Source organism: Rhodococcus sp. 21391 (assembly GCF_016772255.1).
GTDB lineage: Bacteria > Actinomycetota > Actinomycetes > Mycobacteriales > Mycobacteriaceae > Rhodococcus_F > Rhodococcus_F opacus.
In genome coordinates, this window is the sequence record NZ_CP063781.1 from 4160753 (window position 1) to 4177793 (window position 17041).

Sequence of the window (17041 nt, forward strand, 5' to 3'; positions counted from 1 at the left end):
TCCGCAGGTCCGGTCGGACCTGCCGCCCTTTAGATAACACGACTACAGTTCGAGGATCTCCGAGGGGGCTGCGAGCGCATCCGCGCGGGAGGTGTCCTTCAACTCCACTCCGGACCGGCCCAGTTTCCTGGCGCCGGACACGAGACCCGCCACGACGCGGGCTGCGAGTTCGTAGCCGAGCCCCTCGGGTGGGTGGATGTTGGACACGCAGTTCCGGTCCGCGTCGGTGCGTCCGGGACGTGGGAGGTGCGTGAGGTAGACGCCGACACTGTCGGCCACCGACAGTCCGGGCCGCTCCCCGATCAGCAGGACGAGGGTCTGCACGCCCAGTGCCTGCGCGATGTGGTCTCCGAGCGCCACCCGGGCCTGGGTCGCGATCACCGGCGGCGCCAGCGAGTACGTCCCGCCGAACTCGTCGACCAGTGCGGACAGCAGGGACACCCCGTGATCGGTGAGCGCCCGGGGCGACAACCCGTCGGCGAGGACGAATCCCACCTCGGCCGTTCCCGCGGGTACCGCGGACAGGTCTGCCGGTGTGCGGCCCAGGTCGGGCCGCCGCAGGTACTCGCTGCGGTCCGACGCCTGACTCGTGACGACCACGGGCCTGCCCAGGCCCACGGCCTCGACCTGCTCGGCCAGCGCCTCCGCGTCGAGCGGCTGGTGGACGGCGTCCCGTGCGGCGGCGTGCGCCGACCGGAACTCGAGGACGCGCTGCGTGGGCAGGGCGTCACCGGTGCGGCCGAGTCCGATACGCGCCTGCGTCGTGGCCCGCAGTTCCTCCCAGAAGTCGTGCACCACAGGATCGCTCATCGTGCCACCGTCAGCGCCCGCAGCGGCGACGCCGCGGCGTCGACCGGCAGGACCCGTCCCGCGTCGTCGACCATGCCGAGACGGCGCATCCAGTCCTCGAATTCCGGTGCCGGTCTGAGTCCGAGCACCTGACGTGCGTACAGCGCGTCGTGGAACGACAGACTCTGGTACCCGAGCATGACGTCGTCCGCGCCGGGTACCGCGATGACGAAGGCCGCGCCTGCCACCCCGAGCAGGGTGAGCAGCGTGTCCATGTCGTCCTGGTCGGCCTCGGCGTGATTGGTGTAGCAGACGTCGACACCCATCGGCAGGCCCAGGAGCTTTCCGCAGAAGTGATCCTCGAGCCCGGCCCGGATGATCTGCTTGCCGTCGTACAGGTACTCCGGACCGATGAACCCGACCACCGTGTTGATCAGCAGCGGTTCGAGATCACGGGCCACCGCGTACGCCCTGGTCTCGAGGGTCTGCTGGTCGACGGGCCTGCCACCCGTTCCGAGGTGGGCGCCCGCACTGAGCGCCGAACCCTGACCCGTTTCGAGATACATGACGTTGTCGCCGACGGTGCCGCGTTTCAGGGACCGGCCGGCCGCGTTGGCCTCACGGAGCAGCGAGATGTTCACGCCGAAACTGGAATTGGCGCCCTGAGTTCCGGCGATGGACTGGAACACGAGGTCGACGGGGACGCCTTCCTCGATCAGGCCCATCGTGGTGGTCACGTGCGACAGCACGCACGACTGCGCCGGAATGTCGAAGCGCTGACGGATGTCGTCGAGCAGGTGGAGCAGTTCCGCGGTGGCGTGCGGCGAATCGGTGGCCGGGTTGATTCCGATGACGGCGTCACCGCAGCCGAGCAGCAGACCGTCGAGCGTGGCGGCCGCGATTCCGCGCGGGTCGTCGGTGGGATGGTTGGGCTGCAGCCGGGTTCCCAGGTGTCCCGGTACGCCGAGCGTCGTCCGGAACCCCGCGGTGACGGTGACGGCCCGCGCGACCGCGATGAGGTCCTGGTTGCGCATGATCTTGCTGACGGCCGCGACCATCTCCGGGGTGAGCCCCGGGGCGACGCGGCGGAACGTCTCGGCCGCACCGTCCCGCGCCGCGACGTCCAGCAGCCAGTCGCGCAGTCCGCCGACGGTGAGATGGGAGATCTCGCCGAACGCGACCCGGTCGTGCGAGTCGATGATGAGCCTCGTGACCTCGTCGTCCTCGTAGGGAACGACGAGTTCGTTCAGAAACGTGCCGAGCGGGACGTCGGCCAGCGCCCACTGCGCGGCGGCGCGTTCGGCGTCGGAGGACGCCGCGCACCCGGCCAGTTCGTCTCCGCTGCGCAGCGGTGTCGCCTTGGCCATGAGGTCGACGAGACCGTCGAACGTGTACCCGGTTCCCGCGACTCCGTGACTGTAGGTGGTCATTCGAGTTCTTCCTCTGCCTTCGCAAGAACAGCAAACTCCTCGTCGGGCGAATTGGCAACGAGGTGATGGCGGCTGTACAGGCCGAAGTACGCCATGAAGGCCGCGAACGCGATCAGCGTCCAGAGTGCGGCGACCGGATCGACGAGGAAGGTGGCGATCACCGCGGCGGCCGCGATGACGAGCGCGAAGGATGTGGTGACGATGCCGCCCGGGGTGCGGTACGGCCGCTTCATCTCCGGCTCACGCCTGCGGAGGACGATGTGGCTGACCATCATCAGCACGTAGCTGACGGCCGCGCCGAACACCGCCATGTTCAGCAGCATCGCGCCTTCACCGGTGAGCGACAGCACGAACCCGATGACCCCCGGCACGATGAGGGCGAGCATGGGCGCCTTCCGCGAGTTGGTGATCGACAGACTCGTCGGGAGGTAGCCGGCGCGGGACAGCGCGAACGTCTGCCGCGAGTAGGCGTACATGATCGAGAAGAAACTGGCGACGAGGCCGGCCAGTCCGATGTAGTTGACGACCTTCGCCGCGGTTCCGTCACCGAGTGCCTCGACGAGCGGATTGCCGGACGTCGACAGGCTCTCGGCACCCAGCGCTCCGGTGGCGAGGAACAGGACACTCGCTCCCGTGACGATGAGGATGAGCATGCTGATGATGATTCCGCGCGGCACGTTCTTCTCCGGCTCGCGGGCTTCCTCCGCGGCCAGCGGCACGCCTTCGACGGCGAGGAAGAACCAGATGGCGAACGGGACGGCGGCCCAGATTCCGAATGCGCCGAAGGGCAGGAAACTCGATGCGCCCACCGCATCGGTCGCGGCGATGTCGGTGAGGTTGCCCGCGTCGAACAGACCGATCGCGGAGACCGCGAAGATCACGAGACCGACCAGTGCGATCGCCGTGATGACGAACATGGCCTTGAGTGCCTCGCCGGCGCCGGTCAGATGGATTCCGATGAAGATGGCGTAGACCGCCAGGTACACCCACCACCCGTCGGTGATACCGAACAGGTTCAGTGACTCGACGTAGCTGCCGATGAAGGTCGCGATGGCGGCGGGAGCGATCGCGTATTCGATGAGAATGGCCGTGCCGGTGGCGAATCCGCCCCACGGCCCGAGGGCGCGCCGCGCGAACGTGTAACCACCGCCTGCGGCGGGCAACGCGGACGACATCTCGGCCATGCCCAGCACCATGGCCAGGTACATGCCCGCGATGACGACACCGGCGATCAGCAGGCCGCCGAATCCGCCCTCGGCCAGTCCGTTGTTCCATCCGGCGTAGTCGCCGGAGATCACGTAGCTGACGCCGAGGCCGGCGAGCAGCACCCAGCCCGCCGAACCCTTACGGAGCGTGCGTTTTTCCAGATAGCTGCTGTCTTCCGAGTGGAAATCGGCAGCATCGTGATGTTGACCGGTTCCGGAATTCTTGGATGGTTCTACGAGTGACATTCCGTCCCCTACGTCGATCCGAATGGTGCCTCGCCCGCACCGCTCGGGGAGCGGAATCGAACGGCCGAGGCCAATGGTGAACGAGTTGTGTACACGTCGTGTCAGCAGAACGTGACCGCGACGTAAAAACCTGGGTCGTAGCGCGCTTCGGGTGCTATGGGACCGGGCGGCGGGCGGGCACGGGACATGCGTCGACGGCTTCGGCCACCACTTGCGGTTCGGGGGACGGCGCGGGCCGCCAGCCCTGCTCCCACCGCTGGCCCACGATGACCTCCTCCGCGGCGAGGCTGGCGTTCTCCTCCGGGGTGAAGGCACGTGCACGACTGAGAAAGCGCATGCCTTCGGGACTTTCCAGGCTGAATCCTGATCCGCGACCGGGCACCACGTCGAGCACCAGCTGAGTGTGCTTCCACGCCTTGAACTGCGAGCCGGAGATCCACACGGGCACGGCATCGGCACCCTCGGCCCGGGTGGACGGGGTCTCCCCGACACCGAGACGCAGGTCGAGGACGCCGAGCAGCACGTCGCGGTCGCCGACGATGAATTCACCGTCGGGGTAACACATCGGCGCGGAGCCGTCGCAGCACCCGCCGGACTGATGCATCATCAGCGCCCCGTGGGTACCGCCGAGGCGGCGGAGAAGCTCCACCGCCCCGGCGGTTGCCTTCAGGCGCTGAGGCGCCCGGGCTGCGTCCATCAGAAGAAGCCCTGAGCCTTCTGGGCGTAGCTGACCAGCAGGTTCTTCGTCTGCTGGTAGTGCTCGAGCATCATCAGGTGGTTCTCGCGGCCGATGCCGGACTGCTTGTAGCCACCGAACGCGGCGTGCGCGGGGTACTGGTGGTACGTGTTGGTCCACACGCGGCCGGCCTGGATGTCACGTCCGGCCCGGTAGGCGACGCCACCGTCCCGCGACCACACGCCGGCGCCGAGGCCGTACAGCGTGTCATTGGCGATCTCGATCGCCTGGTCGTAGTCCTTGAACGACGTGACGGAGACGACGGGACCGAAGATCTCCTCCTGGAAGATCCGCATCTTGTTCTGACCGGTGAAGATCGTCGGCTGCACGTAGTAGCCGCCGGACAGATCGCCGCCGAGTTCGGCGCGCTCACCGCCGGTGACGACCTTGGCGCCTTCGCCCTTGCCGATCTCGATGTACGACAGGATCTTCTCGAGCTGATCGTTCGAGGCCTGCGCGCCGATCATCGTGTCGGTGTCGAGCGGGTCGCCCTGGCGGACGGCCTTGGTGCGGATGGCCGCCATCGCGAGGAACTCGTCGAAGATGTCCTCCTGGATCAGCGAACGCGACGGGCAGGTGCACACCTCGCCCTGGTTGAGGGCGAACATGGTGAAGCCCTCGAGCGCCTTGTCCTGGTAGTCGTCGTTGGAGGACAGAACGTCGGAGAAGAAGATGTTGGGGCTCTTGCCACCGAGTTCGAGGGTGACCGGGATCAGGTTCTGCGACGCGTACTGCATGATGAGCCGCCCCGTGGTGGTCTCACCGGTGAACGCGATCTTCCGGATCCGCGGGCTGGAGGCGAGCGGCTTGCCCGCCTCCACACCGAAGCCGTTGACGATGTTCAGCACACCGGCGGGCAGCAGGTCGCCGATGACGGAGATCAGGTGCAGGATCGACGCCGGGGTCTGCTCGGCCGGCTTGAGAACGACCGCGTTGCCCGCGGCGAGTGCGGGAGCGAGCTTCCACACGGCCATGAGAATCGGGAAGTTCCAGGGGATGATCTGGCCGACGACGCCGAGCGGCTCGTGGAAGTGGTAGGCGACGGTGTCGGAGTCGATCTCCGACAGTGCACCTTCCTGCGCCCGGATCGCGCCGGCGAAGTAGCGGAAGTGGTCGATGGCCAACGGAATGTCGGCGTTCAGGGTCTCGCGGATCGGCTTGCCGTTGTCCCAGGACTCGGCGAGCGCGATGGACTCGAGGTTCTCCTCGATGCGGTCCGCGATCTTGTTCAGGATGATGGCGCGCTCGGCCACCGACGTCTTACCCCAGGCCGGAGCCGCAGCGTGTGCGGCGTCGAGCGCAAGTTCGATGTCCTCGGACGTCGAACGCGCGACCTCACAGAACGGCTGCCCGGTGACGGGTGTCGGATTCTCGAAGTACTGGCCCTTGACGGGCGCAACCCACTGGCCGCCGATCCAGTTGTCGTAACGCGATTGGAAGGACATGACGGCGTCCGGCGAACCCGGGCGGGCATACACGGTCATCGATAACTCCCTGGTGTCGTGAAACTCGGGTGGAACTGGGTGTGACTCACAACACTAGGGACCGTACCGTTGCAACTACGTTGCGTACTGCTGATCGAACAGATCGATCCTGGACTTGACCTGGGAATACAGGGGCGAACGCGGGTCGAGGCCTGCCAGATACGCCTCCCATGCGGCGACGTCCTCGCGGCCGTGGACGGACGTGGTCCATTTGGCGAGCAACCGTTGATCACCCTCGCGCAGCAGCGCCGCCTGGACGCGTGCCCGCAACTCGTCGCGAAGATCCTCGACCCCGGGCGCCTCCGACCCGGGAAGGACCGGTCCCGAGTAGACGTCGAGGGCGGCGGCGAGCTCGCCGCGATCCAGGGCTCCGCGGACCTGCCGGACGTCCGACGTCAATTCGGCGAGCAGCCGATAGGGCCGCGAACCGAGGTTTGCGGGACCGAAAACCTTACGCAGGCGCGACATCTCGGCACGGATCGTGACGGCGTCGAGTTCGTTCTCGTCGAGCAGCACCGCGAGGCGGTCGGAACTCAGGCCTTCGGGGTGCTCCGCCAGGAGCAGGAGAATCTCCGCGTGCCGCTGCGACAGCGGGATGCGTTCGGGCCCACGAACCAGAGTCGGCCGTCCCGATCCCAGCACCTCCAACCGCAGTACCGTCTCGACGAGCGGGTGCGGTGAACGCAGCTGGTGCAGTCGCAACTCCGCCTCGGCGGCCGCGACGGTCGCCCTGATCAGCGAGAGCACCTCGGGCACCGCCACCCGCGGACCACCGGTGATGTCGATCGCCCCGACGATCAGCCCGGTCGCGGGGTCGTGGACGGGCGCCGCCGAACAACTCCAGTCGTGCACCGAGCGGCTGAAATGCTCGGCACCGAAGATCTGCACACAATGGTCGAGCGCCAGCGCGGTACCCGGGGCGTTGGTGCCGACGGTGTCCTCACTCCAGTCGGCGCCCTCGACGAAGTTCATCTCCAGTGCGCGGTCCTTGGCGGACGAATCGCCCTCGACCCACAGCAGCTGGCCCTTCTCGTCCGTGATGGCCACGAGCAGCCCCGTGTCGGCGGCGTCCTCGACGAGAAGCTTGCGGACCACCGGGCGGATGATCGACATCGGGTGCGACGCCCGGTACGTGGCGAGATCCGCGGCCGCCAGATCGACCGCGCGGGCCGACCCGTCCGGGTTCACTCCCTTGCTGGTGCTGCGCATCCACGAGTCGAGGATGACGGAACGGACGGAATTTCCCTCATCGTCCGGGGCACGACCGGAGGGTGCGTGACGCTCGACGAACAACTGATGCGCCGACGACACCCTGCGTGCCAGCATCGCGACGTCGTCTCCCGGGCGCACGGCGACCCACGGATTGCCCCCTGTGGGCGGTTGACTTTGCATCGAACTCCTCCACGGCGTCTCTGCCTACTGTAACCCGCATCACACGGGCCCGTGTCGCCCCCTCGGTCACTCCCCCAGGAAGGTACTGACGCGCTCGGCGACCATCACCGCCGTGGCGTGCGGCCCACGGCTCGGGACCACCGGGAACACCGAGGTGTCGGCGATGGTCAGCCCTTCCATTCCGCGGACGTTGCACCACTCGTCCACCACCGCCCCCTCGTCGTCGCGTCCGCCCATCCGGCAACTGCCGCACAGGTGCAGCGACGTCCCCAGATGCGCGAGCACCGAGCGGGCGGACACCTCCTCCGACAGCGGCACGACGAACGGACCGAGCTCCGGCGAACGCAGCAGTTCCAGTGCGATGGCCTGCCCCTCGCGCAGCGCCCGGCGGTCGGCGGCCGATTGCGCGTAGCGGTATTCGATTCGGGGACGGTCCCGGCGGTGCCGCGACGTGAGCCGGATGTCGCCCCGGCTGTCCGTCACCATGAGCCCGATCCCGAGGACCGGGTCGGGCTGCCCGGATCCGGGGACGAGCACGTCGAACGGCGCCGTGTACGGACGGATCTCGAGGTCGCCGACATTCAGCACCGTTTCGACGACCGGACTGGTGTCGCTGCGACGGAGCGTGTCCCGGATACGGTACGGCAGAGCCACTTCGGGGTGGTCGCTGAAGTCGCTGCCGACCCCGGGCGCGTCGAGTATGACGGGAATGTCGTTGTCTTTCAGGTGTTCTTCCGGACCAATTCCCGAAAGCATCAGCAGCACCGGGGTTTCGACGGGACCTGCCGCCAGCACGACCCGACCGGTGCGGACCGTGCGCCGCACGCCGTCCGACTCCACCTCCACTCCGATGGTCTCGTTACCGGAGAACAGGATTCGGATGACGTCGGAATTCGCTTCGACCGTCAGATTGGGCCGCTCCCACGCCGGCAGCAGGTACGCCACCGCCGTGCTGACACGGCGGCCGCCGTCGACATTCAGGGGCACCGGACCGATCCCGCCGACGCCTGCACCGTTCTTGTCCGGTTCCTCGGGATGTCCCGCGCCGAGGGCCGCGGCGCGGAATGCCGCACTGATCTCGCTCAGCCGTTCGGCGGGCTGCCTGCGAACGGGCATCGGCCCGGTCGTGCCGTGCCGGGAATCGTCGAAGTCGGCGTCACGCTCGAGCGCCCGGAAGACGGGCAGCACGTTCTCGTACGACCACGACGCGGGCCAGTGCCGGAAATCCGCTTCCGTCCCACGGACGAAGTAGGCGCCGTTGACGGCGCCCGAACCGCCGAGGACGTGCCCACGCACCATGGCCGAGGGAACGCTCGGTGCCAACTCCACGCCGTACGTCTCCGCGAACGCGCTGCCCGGACCGACCGGCAGTGTCCGGTAGTCGAGCACGGGACAGTCGGCCACCGACCGGTAGCCGGGTCCGGACTCGAGGAGCAGGACCGATCGTCCGGGATGCCCGCTGAGCCGAGCGGCCACCACACATCCGCTCGAACCGCCGCCGACGACTACGACGTCGGCGGCGCGAATCGGATCGGCCACTACGACTTCAACCGGGGCTTCAATGCGTCGAGGTCGCGGGCGGTGATGGCGCCCTTCCAGAGCCCGGCCCCGTACGCGACGTCGTCGATCCGCTTGAACACCGTGTGCCGCACGGGTCCGAGCCCTCCGGGCTCCCGGTGAGTCACCCAGTCGGCGACGCCCTCGGCGACGGCGATCGCGAGCGCGATGCGGCGAATCCGTTTCGAGAGCAGCACCGCCAGCAGGGTGATGGGCCAGTAGTGACGACACATTGCGGACGCCAGCTGCCAGGCACCGCCGGCGAAGCCCTGCGCCGCGAGGATCGCGGCGATGCGGGTCGGCTGGTCGAGGCCCGTGAACATGCGGCGCAGGCGCAGCACCATCATCGCGAGTGTGGCGACGGCGCCGAGCAGGCCCAGCCGGGTGCACGTGGCGGCGGCGAGGCACGCGAAGAACGTCCACGGCGACATCGACAGCGGGGGAACCATGCCCGAGTGCCTCGCCGCCAGCGGCGCCGCACCGGTGCCGTAGAACAGCTTGCGGTCGAACCACTTTCCGAACGTCACACGGTGATCGTGCGCAACGTGGGCCACGGGCTCGTATCGCAGTCGCCAGCCGGACTCCTGGAGTCGCCAGCACAGGTCGACATCCTCCGCCACGTGCATGGACTCGTCGAAGCCGCCGAACTCGTCGAGCACCTCGCGACGGGCGATCATCGCAGCGCTCGGGACGTATGACACCGGGCCGCCGGACTGGACCGCGGACTCCTTGCGTCCGAGGTCGAGGGAGGAGCGGGCGTGCTCGTACCGCGCGAGTGTGCTCGCCTCGGGTTCGAGCGCCACGATCCTCGGGGCGACGAGTGCGACGGCGGGATCGCTGAAGTGGCCGAGCATGACCTCGATCCAGCCGGTGCGCGGCAGGACGTCGGAGTCGAGGAACGCCACGAACGGAGTTGCGGCGTAACGCAGACCGGTGTTCCGGGCAGCGGCCGGCCCCTTGGCCGTCTCGTGGCGCAGGACGGTGACGTGGCCACCACACCCGTTCTGCAGCGCGGGGGCGACGATCGGGACGTCGGAGCCGTCGTCGACGACGACAACCTCGAGTCCGCGGAGCGAGGCCAGCACCCGATGCAGCCCGGACGCGTTGTTCTTCACCGGAATGACAACGGTGACATCCCGGGGGGACGGAGTACTCATGGGGCGCGGGTTGGCGACCCCCGAATCGAGGAGGCGGCGTGCGACGACCGCGGACTGCGGATCGACGACCTCGAGGTAGCCGTCTCCGATCATGGCCGCCGCGGTGGGCGCCAGCTTCAGCATCCGAGTCGGCGAACCGCCGATCAACACTCGACCTCCGGAATATGCGCGTACCTTGGGGTCGATTCGGATCCCGAATCCATCGGGAAGTCGAGCTTGGCGCATCAGTCGATCGTATGCGGATCGGAGAGCGCTGGCAGGGCATGCCGGAAATTAGTCGCGTGGGCATGCCGGAAATCCGCCCTCGGCAACTCGAGGACGCCCGTGCGGGTCATCGGAGCCTCCCATCGGCGCCCGGTTCCCACCGGAGCCTTCCATCGGGGCCCGGTTCCCACCGGGCCAGTGCCTTGGTGACTGTGTGGACGAGTACGCCGAAGATCTGCGCCCCCTCCGCGGCCGTTGCGCCCGTCGGGTCACCGAGCACGCCGTTGGCCGACACGGCGACCATACCGCCTTCGCGCAGTCTTGGCATCAACCTCGCAACAGGTTCCGTATTACCGACTTCAGCCCTGGACAACCTCACCCGACCAGGTGAAAGGTGTAGCAACAAGGACGTTTCCGTACGCCCGGCATGGGCGTCCGCCCCGGGAACCGCACACGGCACCCAGGCCACATCGCGAGCCTCGTACCGAAGCAAGGCGACAGCCTTGACCAATGCGGGCCCGTTTCCGCCGTGCCCGTTGACGAACAGCACACGGTCGGCCCACCGGCACGCGGACCTGCCGTACTCGACCAACACGGCCTCCAGCGCCTCAGCCCCGAGCGACACGGTCCCGGGAAATCCCTCGTGCTCGCCACTGGCGCCGTAGGCGATCGGGGGTGCCACCAGCACGTGCGGCAGCGCGCGGGACACGGCGTCGGCGATGGCGGTGTCGGTGTCGAGCGGCAGATGCGGTCCGTGCTGCTCGAGCGAGCCGACCGGGACGACGACCGTCGACACACGGGATGCGAGTTCGGGCCACACCGCGTCGTCGAGGTGTCCGGAATGGGGCATCCCCCGATGCTAGGCGACGCGGAACCGGCTGCTGCTCGCACTAGAGCGCGAGCGCCACCCGCTCCCCCTCGATGACGGCGGAATGCGCGCGGCGCGGAGCCAGGGCGTCGCCGATGCGATGAACCTCGATACCGCTGTCGGCCAGCTCTTTCCAGAGCCCGTCCTCCGGCTGCTGATGCGCCGAGGAGACCACCCAGTCGACGGTGAGTTGCCGCGGCTCACCGGTCGGGTGGTGCAGGAGCGTGACCTCGAGCCGCCCGCCGTCGACGACGTCGCACCCGGTCGGCACCACGTCCGTCACCTGCGTGATGCCCTTGCCGTGCGCCCGCCGGTTCCATCCCTCGAGGTCCAGCGTGATGCCCAGGTCCTGGCCGACGATCATCCCCGGAGTGCAGATCGTGACGGCACACCCGTCGTCGGCGACGAACTCCGCGACGGACGTGCCCTGATGAAATCCCAGTTCGTCGACCACCAGCACCGTCCCGGACGGACACGCGCGACCCTCCAGCACGTCCCGCACGTCCACCACCCGCCCCGACGCACCCGCCCAGTGCGGACGGCGCGGACGTGCCCCGGTCGCGAGCACCACCACGTCGGGACGTCCCCGCACCAGGGTCTCGGCGGTCGCGTCGGTGCCCGTCCGCACGTCCACACCGCGCCGAACGCATTCCGATTCCAGATCGACGACGAGGTCGAGGAACTCGCGGCGACCCGGGACGACGGCGGCCGTCCGGACCTGGCCGCCGAGAACAGTCGCGCGTTCGAACAGCGTCACGTCGTGACCCCGCTGCGCCGCGGTCGCCGCGGCCTTCAACCCGGCCGGTCCACCGCCGACCACGAAGACCCGCCTGCCGCGAACGGTCGGTTCGGGCAGCGGGACCGCTTCCCTGCCCGCGCGCGGGTTGACAACGCATCCGAGCCACCGGCCCAGCCCCATGCGTCCGATGCATTCCTGATTGCACGCCAGGCACGTTCGGATGTTTCCCTCTTCGCCGGCCAAGGCCTTCACCGCGAAGTCCGGGTCCGCGATCTGGCCGCGCACCACCCCGATCAGGTCGCAGTGTCCCTCGTGCAGAGCCTGGTCGGCCTGGTGCGGATCCGAGAACCGGCCGACACCGACCACAGGAAGACCGACCCGCCGCCGGATGGCGTTCGGGACGAACAGCGCGTACCCGCGAGGGACGGCCATGGACGCCTCGATCATGTGGAGCGTCTCGGTGGCCATGCCGATGGACGTGTTGATGTAGTCGACCCGGCCGTCCGCCTCCACCAGAGCGGCCACCTCCACCGCCTCGTCGAGGCGGACTCCACCGTCGAACAGATCCTCCCCCGCGAGCCTCACCCCGAGTGCGCGGTCCGGACCGATCGCGGCACGCACGGCCTCGACGACCTCGAGGAGGAACCGGGCACGGTTCTCCAGCGACCCTCCGTACCGGTCCGTGCGCTGGTTCGTGGCGGGGGCCAGGAAACTGCGCACCAGCGACGAGTGGGAGCACTGCAGTTCGATCCCGTCGAATCCGCCTCGGAGACAGTGCTCGGCCACGCGCGCGTACCCGTCGACGAGGGTCCGGATCTCCCGCCGATCGACTGCCTTGGGAACTTCACGGAACAGTGGGTCGGGGACGGCGCTCGGCGCCCACAGCGGCCGCCGCGAGTACATGCTCGATCCCTGGCCGCCGTTGTGGTTGACCTGAGCCAGGATCGGGACACCGTGCTCGTGGACCGCGTCGGTGATCCGCCGGTACCCCGGGACGACCTCCGGCCGGTAGCCGGCGATCACCTTCTCGTACGGCCAGTCCCCCGGATGGGTGGCATGCTCCTCGGAGATGATCAGGCCCGCACCGCCCTTCGCGCGCGCCGCATAGTAGGCGGCGTGCTGCGCGGTGGGCAGGCCGTCGACGGCGTACCCCGTGAGGTGCGCGGAGAAGACCACCCGATTGCGCAGGGTCAGCGGCCCCAGGCGCAATCGGGTGAACAGGTGGCGGTACGCGGAGGTGCTCACACCTTGGTGTTGCCCATGTCGACGGCGACCTGACTGCCCGTGACCCTCCGCGAACCGTCGCCGGCAAGCCACAGCACCGCGTCGGTGATGTCGTCGGTGTCGGCCAGCGGGTGGTCGGTGAGGATGGTGCCGAAGCTCGACAGATAGTGCGGGTGCTTCTCGAGTATCACGAGGCTGCCCGGATCGGTGCCCATCGGAGTCTTCACCCCGTACGGATGAATGGAGTTGACCCGGATGCCGTATTCGCCCAGTTCCTTCGCCGCGGTCTGGGTGAGTCCGACGAGCCCGAACTTGGAGGCGGCGTAATTCGCCTGCCCCGGAAGCGGCTTGATACCCGCGACGGAGCTGATCACGATGATCGAACCCCCGCGACCTCCCTCGATGAGCGCCGGGACCGCAGCCTTCAGCGTCTTCCACGCGCCGGTGAGGTTCACGTCGATCAGCGTCTCCCACTGCTCGTCGGGCATCTCCCAGAAGCGGCTCCAATTGCAGATCCCGGCGTTCGCGATCACGATGTCCAGCCGGCCGAACTGTTCGACTCCCCGGTCGACGACAGCCTTCAGTTGCGCACTGTCCCGCACGTCCGCCTGCTCGGCGAGAATCTTGCCGCCCTCGGATTCCACGAGCCGCACCGTCTCGGCCAGGTCGTCCGGCGTCGCAGGCTCGTAGCTGTTGTACTCCGACACCGGCCCGCAGATGTCCACGGCGATGATCGCCGCACCTTCCCGCGCCAACCGCACCGCGTGCGTCCGCCCCTGCCCACGGGCAGCTCCGGTGATGAACGCGACCTTGTCGTCGAACTGTCCCATGAAATGTCCTATCTCTCGTTGACGAGGGTGAACGGATGGTGGTCGAACTCGTTCTGTCCGTGTGCGGTCCAGGTCAGCGCCTCGGCGCGACCCTCACGGACCGCCTCGAGCAGTGTGCGGGGTGCCACGCAGTCGCCGACCCGCACCGCATCCGGACGCGACGAGCCGAGTGTGTCCTCGGGAAGGCGATGCGAGCAGTCGATGAGCACGGCGCACGGCACCACCGACTCTTCGGCGGTGTACCGGTTTCGTAGGCGCACACCTTCGTCGCCGATCGACGCGATGCGGCTGTCGAGGTGGCGCGTCACCCCGGCTCGTTGCAGACGGGTGTTGGCGTCGGCCAGGTCCCCGGTCATGCCGAGTCGCGAGCCGGCAACGGAATCCTGGGTCACGATGCTCACGTCCCGGCCCCGCGCCGCGAGCCATTCGGCGACTGCCACTCCGACCGGTCCGCCGACCGGGTCGAAGACGACGTGCGGCCCTTCCGTCGACGCGTCGGCGTCCAGCAGGTCCGCGGCACCGATACATCGGACGCTCCCCTCGACCGGGAACGGCAACGGGCGAGGCCTGCTGCCGGTTGCGAGGATCACCCTCGTGCCCTCACCTTCCGCGGCGTCGAGTTCGGCGTCCGAGACAGCGGTACCGAGACGGAATTCGACTCCGAGCCTGCGGCATTCGTCCTCGAGCCAGTCGACCAACGCCGTGAGGTGCGGCGCACCCGCGGCGGCCCGGACAATCCCGCCGAGCCGGGCCGACGCGTCCGCCACGGTCACGCTGTGACCGTTGAGGGCCAGCACTCGCGCCGCTTCGAGACCGGCCGGACCGCCGCCGACCACCAGCACCGCGCCCGTGGCCCCACCAGTGCTGTCCTCGGCAGGCTCGACAGTCTCGTGTCCGGCCGTCGGATTACCGACACAGGTGACGACCGGATTGCGGGGGTCGAGCACCTGGCACGTCTGATTGCACAGGACGCACGGCCGCGGCACCGCACCGCGACGGATCTTGACGACGAGGTCGGGGTCGGCGATCTGTGCGCGCGTCATCTCGACGACGTCGGCGACACCCTCGTCGAGCGCCCGCCGGGCATCGGCCGGATCGACGACGCTGCCCTGCAGAACGACCGGGACCATGCCCGCGACAGCGGCGCGGATGTCCCGGCAGAGTTCGGTGTTGAACGCGGGTTGCCGATGGAAGTCGGGGCGGTAGGCCTTCGGCGTCATCGGTCCGCCCCGGACCACCACGAGCAGGTCGAGATCCTCGGCAAGTTCTCGTGCGTGTCCGGCGGCGATCGACGGCGTGATCCCCGCCCAGGACGTCGCCTCGTCGCAGCTCAGGCGCAGGGACAGGACCCGGCCGGGGCCCAGCTCGTCGCGGACGGCGGCGAGGACCTCCCGGGTGAGGCGCAGCGGGTCGGCGCCGTACGCGTCATCGCGCACATTGGTGAGGTTCGAATGGAACTGCCGCAGTAGCCCTCTCGGTCCCGCGTCGAGCTCGACACCGTCCACGTCCGCGGACACGGCCGCCGCGGCCGCGGCACGGAAGCCCTCGACGAGACCGTCGATCTCCGCCCGCTCCATCTGCATCGGCATCTCACGGGAGATCACGTCGGCAATGCCCGACGGTCCCCACAGCACCGCCTGCGAATACGCACTCGACCCCTGCAGTCCGGTGTGCCCCAGCCCGGCCAGCACCAGCGTGCCGTGCGGGCGGCACGCAGCGACCACGTCCCGCCAGCCGCCGACGCAGTCGGACGCCAGCGGCGCCCGCTCGTACGGCCAGTCGGACGCATGGACCGACGCCACCTCGGTGACGACGATCCCCGCACCACCACGCGCCCGACGCTCGTAGTACGCGACGTGCCGCGGGGAAAGCGCTCTTCCCGCACCGAGATTGGTGGGGTGCGGACCCAGAAGCACCCTGGCCGGGGCGTGGCGTCCGGCCAGGGTGATCGGGTCCGTCAGTTGCGCAGACATCTACGCCGTTCGTCGGTCAGGATTCGGCGCCGAGCACACGGGCGAATCCGGGCGGGATCACGACGTCGGACGGCGTGAGGTCGTGGATGGACGAATGACCCAGCCCGAGCAGCGCCGAGTCGATACCTCCGCGGAGGACGTCGAGAACGTTCTCGACGCCGGCCTGACCGTTCGCCGAGAGGCCCCACAGGTACGCGCGGCCGATCATGACCGCCCTCGCACCGAGCGCGACGGCCTTCACGACGTCGCTACCACGGCGGATACCACCGTCGAGAAGCACCTCGACCTGGTCGCCGACGGCCTCCGCGATGGCGGGCAGCGCGCGGATCGGCGCCGGGGTGCCGTCGAGGTTGTTGCCGCCGTGATTCGACACGGAGATCGCGGTGACGCCGGCGTCGATGGCGCGCTTGGCGTCGTCGACCCGCATGACACCCTTGAGCATGAACGGCCCGCCCCACTGCTCGCGCAGCCACGCGATGTCGTCCCACGTCGGCAACGGCGTCTGCATCCACTCGCCGTAGGCGCCGAAGAACGTGGGCGGTTCCTGACCGGGCTGCGCCAGGTTCGGGGTGGTCAGATCCGGGATCTTGCGGGTCTTCGCGAACTCGTACAACCACTTCGGACGGGCGATGCCCTCCGGGGCGAACTGAAGCATCGCCTTGAGGTCCATCTTCTCGGGAATCGCCGGGCTACCCCAGTCGCGTCCGTACGAGAACGACCAGTCGGTGGTGATGATCAGGCCGGTCGCCCCGGCGGCGCGGGCGCGTTCCATCCGCTGGATCAACACGTCCCGGGTGCCGACCCAGTACATCTGGAAGAACGTCTGAGGATTGGCCGCCGTGACCTCCTCGATCGACTTGCTCGCGAACGAACTCAGACCGATCGCCGTTCCCCGTGCCGCCGCCGCACGCGCGACCGCGACCTCCCCATCGGGGTGCACCGCCTGCACACCGGTCGGGGAGATCACGACGGGCAGCGAAATCGGCTGACCCATCACGGTCGTCGACAGCTCACGCTTGTCGGACAAACCGACGACGTGGGGGGCGAACCCCAACTCGGCGAACGCCGCGATGTTGTCGTCGACCGTCACGCCCCGCTCGGAACCGGCGATCAGCGCCGCGTACACCGACTTCGGCAGGCGCTTCTTCGCGCGACGCTGAGCCTCCGCCACCGTCTCGAAGAACGGATTCTTACCCATGGCAATACC

13 protein-coding genes are annotated in these 17041 nt (G+C 68.7%); all 13 read right to left on the reverse strand.

The features are described 5' to 3' along the window. Positions 1 to 42: 42 nt before the first annotated feature. Positions 43 to 810 (reverse strand): ethanolamine ammonia-lyase subunit EutC, encoded by a 768-nt coding sequence (eutC, locus tag GO592_RS19305; protein WP_039950387.1) that lies wholly within the window; start codon positions 808 to 810, stop codon positions 43 to 45. Next, a complete protein-coding gene (locus tag GO592_RS19310; protein WP_005253813.1) occupies positions 807 to 2219 on the reverse strand; it encodes an ethanolamine ammonia-lyase subunit EutB in 1413 nt (470 codons plus the stop codon). The genes eutC and GO592_RS19310 overlap by 4 nt, the downstream gene beginning before the upstream one ends. Continuing rightward, positions 2216 to 3670 carry an ethanolamine permease gene (gene eat, locus GO592_RS19315; protein ID WP_007295775.1) on the reverse strand — a complete coding sequence of 485 codons (1455 nt, stop codon included), beginning with the start codon at positions 3668 to 3670 and terminating at the stop codon, positions 2216 to 2218. The genes GO592_RS19310 and eat overlap by 4 nt, the downstream gene beginning before the upstream one ends. A 154-nt stretch (positions 3671 to 3824) precedes the next feature. Then, the gene (locus GO592_RS19320; RefSeq protein ID WP_007295774.1) at positions 3825 to 4367 is read right to left on the reverse strand and encodes a DUF779 domain-containing protein; all 543 of its coding nucleotides are present in this window, start codon (positions 4365 to 4367) and stop codon (positions 3825 to 3827) included. Beyond that, positions 4367 to 5890, reverse strand: a complete 1524-nt coding sequence (gene adh, locus GO592_RS19325; protein ID WP_005253809.1) for an aldehyde dehydrogenase — start codon at positions 5888 to 5890, stop codon at positions 4367 to 4369. Before adh ends, GO592_RS19320 begins: the two co-directional genes overlap by 1 nt. 75 nt (positions 5891 to 5965) lie before the next feature. Continuing rightward, the gene (locus GO592_RS19330) at positions 5966 to 7282 is read right to left on the reverse strand and encodes a helix-turn-helix domain-containing protein (RefSeq protein ID WP_007295773.1); all 1317 of its coding nucleotides are present in this window, start codon (positions 7280 to 7282) and stop codon (positions 5966 to 5968) included. 66 nt (positions 7283 to 7348) lie between these two features. Beyond that, the gene (mftG, locus tag GO592_RS19335) at positions 7349 to 8821 is read right to left on the reverse strand and encodes a mycofactocin dehydrogenase MftG (protein WP_007295772.1); all 1473 of its coding nucleotides are present in this window, start codon (positions 8819 to 8821) and stop codon (positions 7349 to 7351) included. Continuing rightward, positions 8821 to 10221 carry a mycofactocin biosynthesis glycosyltransferase MftF gene (gene mftF, locus GO592_RS19340; protein ID WP_037202999.1) on the reverse strand — a complete coding sequence of 467 codons (1401 nt, stop codon included), beginning with the start codon at positions 10219 to 10221 and terminating at the stop codon, positions 8821 to 8823. Before mftF ends, mftG begins: the two co-directional genes overlap by 1 nt. A gap of 106 nt (positions 10222 to 10327) precedes the next feature. After that, the gene (mftE, locus tag GO592_RS19345) at positions 10328 to 11050 is read right to left on the reverse strand and encodes a mycofactocin biosynthesis peptidyl-dipeptidase MftE (RefSeq protein WP_005571400.1); all 723 of its coding nucleotides are present in this window, start codon (positions 11048 to 11050) and stop codon (positions 10328 to 10330) included. A gap of 40 nt (positions 11051 to 11090) precedes the next feature. Continuing rightward, on the reverse strand, positions 11091 to 13052 hold the full coding sequence (locus tag GO592_RS19350; RefSeq protein ID WP_007295771.1) for a mycofactocin system FadH/OYE family oxidoreductase 2: 1962 nt from the start codon (positions 13050 to 13052) through the stop codon (positions 11091 to 11093). Beyond that, positions 13049 to 13861, reverse strand: a complete 813-nt coding sequence (locus GO592_RS19355; protein WP_007295770.1) for a mycofactocin-coupled SDR family oxidoreductase — start codon at positions 13859 to 13861, stop codon at positions 13049 to 13051. Before GO592_RS19355 ends, GO592_RS19350 begins: the two co-directional genes overlap by 4 nt. 8 nt (positions 13862 to 13869) lie before the next feature. Next, positions 13870 to 15834 (reverse strand): mycofactocin system FadH/OYE family oxidoreductase 1, encoded by a 1965-nt coding sequence (locus GO592_RS19360; protein WP_007295769.1) that lies wholly within the window; start codon positions 15832 to 15834, stop codon positions 13870 to 13872. 16 nt (positions 15835 to 15850) lie between these two features. Beyond that, a complete protein-coding gene (mftD, locus tag GO592_RS19365) occupies positions 15851 to 17032 on the reverse strand; it encodes a pre-mycofactocin synthase MftD (RefSeq protein WP_007295768.1) in 1182 nt (393 codons plus the stop codon). Positions 17033 to 17041: the final 9 nt, after the last annotated feature.